Raw genomic sequence first — 7,074 nt, forward strand, 5'->3', positions numbered from 1 at the left:
TTATTGACAAGGTGGTCAATATTGCACGCAAAGGGCGCACATTAGGAGTGCATGTCATACTTGCCACTCAAAAGCCTGCTGGCGTTGTTACCGGTCAACTTAATTCAAATACTAAGTTCCGTATTTGTCTCAGGGTGGAAACGCCTGAGGACAGTAACGATATGTTGGGGCGCAAGGACGCTGCCATGCTTTCCAAAGACCAACCGGGGCGGGCATTTTTCAAAGTGGGAAACGATATTTTTGAACAATTTCAGGTAGCTAATACCGAAATTCCATTTGCTCCTATGCAAGATGAAAACGAATCCGAAAAGTTGATTGCAACCTTGTGTGACCCCAACAACTGGCGTATTTCACCTGTGTTAATGCCAAAGCCCCGTTCTTCAAGAGATTCTAAGAATGAGGCTCCTCGCTGGATGGATTTTGACGAGATTACAGCCCAATGCTTAGCTGCATCTAAACGTACTGTGATTCGCAATAAACACAAGCCATGGTTAGACCCAATGGGCGATCGTTATTATCTGCGAGATTCTCAGTTTTTGGGTAATCGCGGTTTCGATGAGAAAGCCCTAAGCTGGTCCATTCAACCACCCTATGATTATGGAGTCGCTCCAATTGCGCTAGTTGACAATGTAGTTGAACAAAAACAAGAGCCGCTTTTTATGAATCTTTCCAGAGATGGAAGTTATTGTATTAGCGGATTGGCAGTTTCAGGCAAAACAATGGCATTGTATTCTATGCTTACAGCCTTGATTTTAACTCATTCACCGGACGAGTTGCAAATTTATCTAGTGGATATGGGCAATACGCTAAAGCCTTTTGCCGGTTTGCCTAACACTGTCCAATATATTCCTATGACCCAGATGTCTTCTCTCAAAGAGGTATTTAAACAACTTTACCAAGTTTTTCAGGAACGTCGGATTAAATTCGCCGAAAAAGGGGTTTTGGATATGGCTAGTTATCGCGCTATTGCCCAACCCGGCGAGAAACTACCATATATATTCATTGCCTTTGATAATTACGCTTCTATCCGTCACAGCCTTCCCTTTGATGCGGAACATCTGAAAGGCCTTGTTCGAGAGGGGCGGCAATATGGCATGCACGTGGCAATTACAATGGATCGCGCTCAGGATTTTGAGTATGGGCGTATGGCAGAACAATTTTTTCAAGTTGCGCTACGTCAGGCACGTGAAGATATATCTTTCCCTGTTCCCAGAAATATGGTTGGTAGTTGGAATGAAAGACCGGGACGCGGCTTCATCAAAGGTCCACCTAATAACCCTCCCCTTGAAGTGCATTTTTTGTTGCCGTTTCTAGGCGAGCCTGATGTTCAGGTAAAGAACATTGAAACTCTTGTAACCAAAATGCAGAAAGCGGCTAGGAAAAATCCTGCATGGGCGGTTCAGAATAGCGCCACAGCACCTGCCGCTGCCAAAGAGGTTACTGAGAAAATCGTTAAAGAGCCTAGCAACTCGCAATCGGTTTCCCATGAAGATATAAAACAGCTTGCAGAGTCATGGTTTAAGTTGCCGGCTAAGGAAGTTCCTGAGCCCATACCTGAAAACCCAGCCATTCCACAGCCGGAGCCTGTTAGCATACCATCGGAAATACCGCAGGTTTTGGAAGAAAATTCTTCTGCGCCTCCTCCATCCTCTAATGGTAGTGATTCTACCTCTAACCCGGATGAAAAACCGCGTAAGGAGAAAAAACCGCTAAGATTATAAATTCAACTTTGACTTGAATAATTACTTGACGTTCTTTTGAAAATTATAATGGAACCAAAAAATCGGACACGGGAAGACAGAGAAGTAATGTTCCTGAGCAAATGGATTGGTTTGGAGCCTTTCCTTCCATTGCTTTGAATTTACTTGTCAAAAATATTATTCTCTAAAAAGCTGGGGGGTAGTGGGGAGTGCTTAGTAATGCAGAGATAGCATGCTATAATAGATTTTTGCTATTGTTAAGCAGCTCTAAATGTTTGGCAAAATTAAAATTCACCTCTTCCAAAAAAGCACTCCCGTTCAGGAAAAAGCCCGGGATTAGCGATTATCCATTGATTTTCCATAGTAATTGCGCGGTACCAACTTGCCAAAAACCTGAAGCGTTGGAGGAAATACTCAGACAAACTGCCTCGCACATTTGCAAGTTCAACTTGAGATTGGTTTTCAAACTTTGCCCAATAGCGTTTAGTTCTGGCATGTGGCTTACAAATACAAGGCTTTCTACTCCGAGGTTAGCCACAATTGTTTTAAGACTCCATTCGACTACATTTGGAGATTGCAACGCCAATTCTTTCACTTCATGCACGCCAGCAATAGGGTTTAATTGAGTCGAAAGTAGACGGGCAGTTGTAGCTGCTCTCCGAAAAGGGCTGGTGAAAATAATTCTGGTATAAGATATAGTATCTTCAAAGTGGATAGGAGGAAGAGTTTTTACCAGCCCTTTGCCCAGAATTTGCACACTTTTTTTCCCATGCTGCGTTAGTGGGCGCATAGAGTCATCGGCAGGATAGGGCAATTCGTACTCCGCATGTCTGACAAGTATTACTAACGTTTCTCCAGTAGAAGATTTCATGCTGTTTGTTTGACCGCAATTATAATTAACACACTGAAAAGCATAATAATCAAGCTAAGATAAAAAAGTATAATGATTATCCAGAAGCCTAATCCAAGACTAGCTTTTTTTATTTCTTCCGAAACTTGAGGGTTATTTTCTGACGGTTCTAGCATTATAAAATTTCCCAGATAGCCTTTCAATTTTGTGCCAATAGGATATAATCTCAGATTATAGGTGGGTGCAATCTGATTATTCCAATAATTTGTTTTGTATGTATTATACTCATAGTTGCCGATAGTAGCCACAGAATAATCAATATAAAATAAATTATAACAGTCAGGAATGTTAAAGGCATAGAATATGGCAACTGAAAGTACCGTTGGTAACGCAGTAAGTATGAAAACTCTTCAAAGATTGCAAATCGCGCTGCTTTTTCTGGCATTTATTCTGATTGGCGCAACTGAAGGGGGTGTAGGGGTACTAATTCCTTCCATCCAGCTAAGCTATAGCCTTGATAAAGCGACTGTCAGCCTCTTATTTCTCGCAGGCACTAGCGGATATTTAACGGCAGCATTACTCAGTGGCTTGCTGATTGAAAAATTCGGACACCGCAACTTTATTCTCTTTGGAACTGCCATAATCTTTGCCGGAGCTTTTCTGGTAACTTTACAACCCCCATTCGTTTTGTTGATGCTGGTGTGGCTTAGTCTTGGATTCGGAATTGCAGCGCTCGATTCTGGAGTCAATTCCTATGTCGCCAGTTGGCAGCACAACTCCGCTATTCTGAATTATTTGCATGGCTTTTATGGTGTGGGAGCGCTCTCAGGACCCCTAGTAGCATCATTCGTGATTAACAACGGCTGGAGTTGGAATAATACCTATTATGTATGGTGTTTTCTAGCCGCGATAGTATTGGTCAGCTTCCGGCTAGTTTTCATCAAACCGCTCGAAATATCAAAGCAAGAATTACATAATAAAGCTATACAAACTTCCGATGAAAATGTATTGTTGGGAGCAATAAAGCTAAAAGTTGTTTGGCTTACTGCGCTGTTCTTGTTTCTTTATGTTGGCAGCGAAGTAAGTTTGGGAAATTGGAGCTACAGTTGGCTTACACAGCAAAGAGAACAAGTTGCTTGGTTAGCGGGTTGGTTGGTAAGCGGTTACTGGATAGGGCTGACATTGGGTAGGCTAACGCTGGCTAGGGTTTCGCAGTGGGTTGGTACGCAACGTTTAATCTGGGGATGTTTGGCTGGGACAGTTAGCGGGATTCTAATACTAATCTTTTTAGCAGGTACTTCAGGGGTTTGGTTAGCTAGTGGTTTAGCTTTGTGCGGCTACAGTTTGGGTCCTATATTTCCCACTACTATAGCGCTTATCTCCACCATTGTTCCAGAAAGATTACTTGCCAGCGCAATAGGACTTCTGGTAAGCTTGGGAAGTATGGGAGCGGCTTTCTTTCCATGGCTGGCGGGCAATCTAGCCGAAAAACTGGGATTGTGGAGTTTACTACCGTACTTATTAGTTCTGACCGCAATTATGCTGCTACTTTGGATTATGCTATTTAGAGAATATCGCAAAAGACCAATAGACGTGTAAACGAATAAATCAGGAGGAATTACCGTAAATAATTTTCTTTTACTCCAAATTTGATTCTATCTTTCCCCAAAGAGCGTTTACTAATTTAATCTTACCCTTTCTGCTATCCATTAGGGATTATCGCCGTTGTGATTTAAATCGAGTCATCGGTTTCAGGCTCTGGTTGTTCCTGTGCTTGCGCTTTTGCCCTAGCTTTTGCAGCGCGTCGCCCCGCCAAACCGCCCGCCTGAGAACGGCTACGATGCTGACGTACTAAATCAAATTCCGCTTGAATAGCTTCAAGCTGGCGAGCGACACGCATCTCTTCCAACTGATACAACTCGAAAACCTCGCTATCCTCTACCTGCTTAACCTGCTCTATTCGCACCTGCAACTCTACAATACCCTTATCAAGAGTTCGTAAGCGTTCATCTAGGGTAACAAAGCGAGTCTGGGTACTCTCATTATTACCGACGATAACCTGATTCAGACTGAAAAATTGGCTCTCAAGTTGCTGGCGGATTTCCTCAAGGCGACCTTGATTGAGTAAGATGCGTTCGTTAAACAGGCGCTCAACCCGCACCACATTGCTCATAACGCGCTCATCTTCTTGGCGCAAAACATCCAGTACCGGAGCTACCTCATCAATACGAGCGGTATCCAATCGCTGCAAATCTTCGAGGCGTGTGATACGGTTGGCGAAAAGTTGCACCTCTGCACGCAAATCAACGACCTGCTGGTTAAATTCTTCAGCTATGCGGCGCACACTCTGCTCGTTATTATGGATTATATCCAGCACCCGATCCAATTCGCGCTGATAAAACTCTTGCGCGTTAGCAGTTATCTTAACAGCTTCGCGTAAATCGCGAATAGCGCCGTCCAGCCTAGTAATCTGACTTTGCCCATCTCGCACCGTCATGAGAAGTTTATCAAGCTGAAGCCGGTCCAACCCAAGTTGTTCATTTTCCTTGCGGCGTGTCTCCACTATATCAGCAAACTGTGAGCGCAAATCCCGCACCGCTTTAGCTGGTTCGCCAGAACGAAACTGCAACTCCGCCAATTCCTGCTTGATGCGCTGCTCATCAAGATTACGCACCTGAGTTGCTTGCGTAACCTCTGCTACGAAACGATCCATTTGCTCACGTATCTGGATTACACGCAACTCGCTCTGTTTCCAGTTATCCTCAACGGAGTGCTGCCGCGCCATCTGCTCGCGCACTATGCGCCGCACCTCATCTACCTGCTGCTGTAGCTGGTAAAGTTGTGCCTCGCCTTTTTTGAGAGAATCATCATCGCGATAGTTGCGCGTTAAATCCATTGGAAACCTTCCTTATTACTTGAAAAAAGATGTCAGGCAAGCCTGAAACCTGTTAAATACCCTGCCCGCCGCCCCGAAAAGGAGCAAGCAGGCAAAAGTCAGAGACGAATTACTTAGCGTTGAGGTTATAGAACGCCGCTTTACCGGGATAAACCGCGCCCACACCAAGTTCTTCCTCAATACGTAGAAGCTGGTTGAATTTCGCCACACGCTCGCTACGAGCTGGCGCGCCAGTCTTGATTTGCATAGTATTGAGGGCAACCGCGAGGTCTGCAATGAAAGTATCTTCAGTTTCGCCGCTGCGATGGCTCATTACAGCAGTAAAACCGGCGCGTTGTGCCATTGAAACCGCCTCGATGGTTTCGGTGAGTGAGCCAATCTGGTTCACTTTAGTGAGCATCGAGTTGGTGGTGCCTTCGGTGATGCTGCGAGCGAGTCGCTTGGTATTGGTTACAAGATGGTCGTCACCTACAATCTGGAGACGACTCCCCAAACGCTCGGTCATCAACTTCCAGCCATCCCAATCATCTTCTGCCAAACCATCCTCGATAGAAATAATCGGATATTTTTCCACCCAGTTAGCCCAGAAATCAACCATCTCGGCGCTGCTCAACTCACGCCCTTCTTTAGCCAACACGTATTTACCATCCTGATAAAGCTCGGTGGTAGCGGGGTCAAGCGCAATGAAAACCTGCTCGCCCGGCGTGTAGCCTGCCTTCTGAATTGCTTCAAGAATAACCTCGATAGCCGCTTCGTTATTCTTTAGGCTAGGCGCAAAACCGCCTTCGTCACCGATACCTACGCTCAAACCTCTGCCGTGAATCACCTTCTTGAGCGATTGGTAAATTTCCGCGCCCCATTGCAAAGCTTCGGCGAAACTCTTTGCACCTACCGGCATAACCATAAATTCCTGAAAATCGGTGGAATCTTCGGCATGCTTGCCGCCATTCAGAATATTCATCATCGGTACGGGTAGAGTACGCGCTCCCACGCCACCCAAATAGCGATACAGGGGCAAGCTGAATTGTTGCGCTGCTGCTCGTGCTACCGCCATTGAAACGCCCAGAATAGCATTTGCGCCCAGTTTTGCCTTGTTATGGGTGCCATCAAGTTCAAGCATGATTTTATCAATACCGACTTGGTCACTGGCATCTAACCCTTCCAGCGCATCAGCGATAAGGGTATTTACATTGTTAACTGCTTTTAGCACGCCCTTACCGCCGTAGCGTTTGGCATCCCCATCGCGCAATTCAACCGCTTCATGTGCGCCGGTGCTGGCGCCGCTCGGTACTCCGGCTCGCCCAAGTGCGCCACCTGCTAAGGCTACTTCCACTTCAACGGTGGGGTTCCCACGCGAATCAAGTATTTCCCGTGCAATTACTGATTCAATTTCAGTCATCTTCATCTCACTCTCAGATTAATTATTTCTGTTTCAACTTAATACTAAAACAATACCTCTGTCATGATACACGAATCGCTAAAGAATCACAATTTAGCTGAACAAAAATACAGGGCTTTTCAGAAAATAACAAAAACAAGCAAAAGCTTCGATTTGCTAAAAAAGAAGATGCCTGTTTGACCAGAAGAGGGCAAGTGCCTATTGTACTGGCTGCTATTAACAATGCTGT

Annotated in this window: 5 protein-coding genes; 2 read left to right on the forward strand and 3 right to left on the reverse strand. The window is 45.1% G+C overall.

The annotated features are described in order from the left end of the window. Positions 1-1,721, forward strand: a 1,721-nt coding sequence (locus tag WCK19_RS17960) for an FtsK/SpoIIIE domain-containing protein (protein ID WP_342398781.1), incomplete at its 5' end; no start/stop codon positions are given. Positions 1,722-2,043: 322 nt separating this feature from the next. Here WCK19_RS17960 and WCK19_RS17965 read toward each other — a convergent pair. Continuing rightward, on the reverse strand, positions 2,044-2,571 hold the full coding sequence (locus WCK19_RS17965; RefSeq protein ID WP_342398782.1) for a phosphoglycerate mutase family protein: 528 nt from the start codon (positions 2,569-2,571) through the stop codon (positions 2,044-2,046). A 342-nt stretch (positions 2,572-2,913) separates the two neighbouring features. On the opposite strand from WCK19_RS17965, the gene WCK19_RS17970 reads away from it, so the two are divergent. Next, positions 2,914-4,149, forward strand: a complete 1,236-nt coding sequence (locus WCK19_RS17970; RefSeq protein WP_342398783.1) for an MFS transporter — start codon at positions 2,914-2,916, stop codon at positions 4,147-4,149. A gap of 133 nt (positions 4,150-4,282) precedes the next feature. Here the strand turns inward: WCK19_RS17970 and WCK19_RS17975 are convergent, their stop codons facing one another. Continuing rightward, complete coding sequence (locus tag WCK19_RS17975) at positions 4,283-5,446, reverse strand: hypothetical protein (RefSeq protein WP_342398784.1); 1,164 nt, start codon at positions 5,444-5,446, stop codon at positions 4,283-4,285. 109 nt (positions 5,447-5,555) lie between these two features. Continuing rightward, positions 5,556-6,845, reverse strand: coding sequence for a phosphopyruvate hydratase (eno, locus tag WCK19_RS17980; RefSeq protein ID WP_342398785.1), 1,290 nt, complete (start codon positions 6,843-6,845; stop codon positions 5,556-5,558). Positions 6,846-7,074: the final 229 nt, after the last annotated feature.

The sequence above is a fragment of the Candidatus Chlorohelix sp. genome, assembly GCF_037138995.1.
Taxonomy (GTDB): domain Bacteria; phylum Chloroflexota; class Chloroflexia; order Chloroheliales; family Chloroheliaceae; genus Chlorohelix.